Genomic DNA, 2,508 nt, shown 5'->3' on the forward strand with positions numbered 1-2,508 from the left:
CAGGCACCCAGAATGACAATGCCCGATCTCCACGAGATCCCGCTCGCCTCGATCGAGGTGGGTTCCGACCGCGCCCGCAGCCTTGAACCGGCCTGGGCCGAGGCCCTTGCGGCCCTGATCGACGCGCAGGGCCTGCTGCATCCCGTCATCGTCCGCCCTGTCGAGGGACAATTCCGGCGCTATCGGCTGGTCGCGGGCCTGCACCGGGTCGAGGCTTTCCGCCTGCTCGGGCGCGAAACCATCCCGGCGTTGCTGTCCTCGGCGGCGTCGGATGACGAGGCGCGGCTCGAAGAGGTGATGGAGAACCTCGGCCGCTACGACCTAACGGCGCTGGACCGCTGCCATCACCTCTATGACCTGAAGCAGGTCCACGAGCGGAAGTATCCGCAGTCGAAGCATGGAGGTGATCGCAGATCGATCAAAGTGCAAACTTTGCACTTTGATCCTTCGGCACCGGAGATCTTCGGCTTCGCGGAGGCTGTTGCCGAGAAAATCGGCCTCTCCAAACGCACGATCTTCGCGGCGGTCAAGATCTGGGCGAACCTTTACCCACCCCTGCGCCGCCGCCTGCATGGCTCGGCGCTGGCCGACAAGCAGACCGAGCTGAAGGCGCTGTCCGAGCTCGGGATCAACGACCAGGTGAAGGTCGTGGACCTGATCCTGGGCGAGGATCATCCAGAGATCGTCAACGTGGCCGGGGCGCTGGCCTATCTGGCCGGAGGCGTACAGCCCACGGCCGAGGAAAAGCGCTTCACCGCGATCCGCGACACCCTGACCGCGCTGCCGGATCCGGTCTTTGACCGGGTGGTGGCTGAACAGGCGGATCGCATGATCGCCGCCCTGCAACGCCTGGGGCGCATCTGATGGCCCGCCACCGCGACCCCCTGACGAAGGATCTGTTCGACTGGCAGCCGCCCCGCGTGGCTGTCGGCTACAGCGCCGATGTCATCGGGCGCGGGCGGCTCGACAACAAGATTGCCCGGCTCGTGTCCCAGGCGCTGCGCGATGCGCGCGAGGATCGGGGGCTGACCCGGGCAGAGGTGGCGCAGGAAATGGGCCAGTATCTGGGCCGGCCGATCAGCGAGGCGATGCTCCACAAATGGGCGTCCGAGGCCGCGGAGGAGCATCGCATCCCCCTCGACGCCTTCATCGCCCTTGTCCACGCCACCGGCGCCCGCGACCTGCTCGGCTTCGTGCCGGGCGAGTTCGGGCTGACGGTGATCGAGGCGGAATATGCCGACCTGATCGAGGAACGTCTCCTGGAGGATCACATCGAGGAGATGCAGGCCCGCAGGCAGGTGCTGGCTGCCCGCCGGAGGGCGCGTCGATGAACATGGCGCGGGCCACGCAGGAATTCTTCACCGCGCAGGAGCTGGCGGACATCGCCAAGGCGCGGGGGATCACGACGTTCCCGAATACCAAGCGCAATGTGAACAAATGGGCAGAGCGCGAAGGTTGGAACGGTCTCGGCCCCCACCGTTGCCGCAAGCGCGCCGGTCGCGGCGGCGGGCTGGAATATCATTTCACGCTGCTGCCCGAACCGATGATCGCGACAATCTTCGCCCGCGACATGCGTCAGGTGATGCTCACGCGCCATGACGCTGCCGCAGAAGCTGATCGTCGCCAGTTGGCTGCGGTTCGCGTGGCTGCGCTGCCTGCACATGCCCGCAAGGTGATGGAGGCGCGCGCAGAGATCCTTCTGGCGATCGAGGGATATGCGATCGCCAGTGGCCATCCCCGCTCCTGGGCCACGGCCCGGTTCATGGAGGCGCAGGCAGCTTATGCCGATCGTCAGCAAATCGAGCGCCGCCGCGATAACGGGGAGCCGCTGAGCGAGCGGGAGATCGCAAGCCTCGGGTCCGCGCTGAAACTGACGGCCCCTGACGGGTTTCAGCTAGCACCGGCCTGCCTGGCCAATGCGAACGATCGACGGTCGGCGGCGATCATTTCGGAACGGACCCTCCGGCGCTGGTTCAAGGCGCGCGATGAACGCGGGGCGCTTGCCCTCGCGCCGACCCCGCCGAAGCAGGAAGAGGCCATTCCCGCCGGCTTCTATGATTTCCTGAAGTTCTGGGCGTTGCCCGGCAAGCCGAGCGTGCCCGAAGCCTACAAAGACTACACCGATGCGGTTGCCCTGCGCCAGGGCGCGCAGCCGATGACGGTCACGCTCGATCAGGTGCGTCACACCCTGAAACACAAGATCAAGGGGCTGGACAAGTACGTCGGGCGCGAGGGTCTGCTGACGCTTCGGTCGCGCATGGCCTATGTCACGCGAACGACCGAGGACATGTGGCCGACCACCATCTACACGGCCGACGGCAAGACATTCGACGCCGAGGTTGCGGATCCCGTATCGCGCCGCCCGATGCGGCCGGAAATCACCTCGGTGCTGGATGTCGCCACGCGCAAATGTGTCGGGTATGCGGTCAGCCGGAAGGAAAACGTCATTGCGGTGACGGAGGCCCTGCGCCGATCGTGCTCGACCCATGGCATCTGCGCGATTTTCTA

At 66.0% G+C, this 2,508-nt stretch carries 3 protein-coding genes; all 3 read left to right on the top strand.

Annotated features, from left to right (window positions below):
* Nucleotides 1–18: 18 nt before the first annotated feature.
* Complete coding sequence (locus RGD00_RS23105; protein ID WP_310459584.1) at nt 19–864, top strand: ParB/RepB/Spo0J family partition protein; 846 nt, start codon at nt 19–21, stop codon at nt 862–864.
* On the top strand, nt 864–1,331 hold the full coding sequence (locus RGD00_RS23110; protein WP_310459585.1) for a helix-turn-helix domain-containing protein: 468 nt from the start codon (nt 864–866) through the stop codon (nt 1,329–1,331). Before RGD00_RS23105 ends, RGD00_RS23110 begins: the two co-directional genes overlap by 1 nt.
* Nucleotides 1,328–2,508: DNA-binding protein (locus tag RGD00_RS23115; RefSeq protein WP_310459586.1), on the top strand; the 1,181-nt coding region annotated here is incomplete at its 3' end. The genes RGD00_RS23110 and RGD00_RS23115, both read left to right, overlap by 4 nt.

The organism is Ruixingdingia sedimenti, from assembly GCF_031432425.1.
In the GTDB taxonomy this organism is placed as follows: domain Bacteria; phylum Pseudomonadota; class Alphaproteobacteria; order Rhodobacterales; family Rhodobacteraceae; genus Ruixingdingia; species Ruixingdingia sedimenti.

Bases quoted from the DNA above. Each gene is read 5' to 3' on its own strand.
- RGD00_RS23110 (WP_310459585.1), top strand. From the start codon at position 864: ATGGCCCGCCACCGCGACCCCCTGACGAAGGATCTGTTCGACTGGCAG.
- RGD00_RS23105 (WP_310459584.1), top strand. From the start codon at position 19: ATGCCCGATCTCCACGAGATCCCGCTCGCCTCGATCGAGGTGGGTTCC.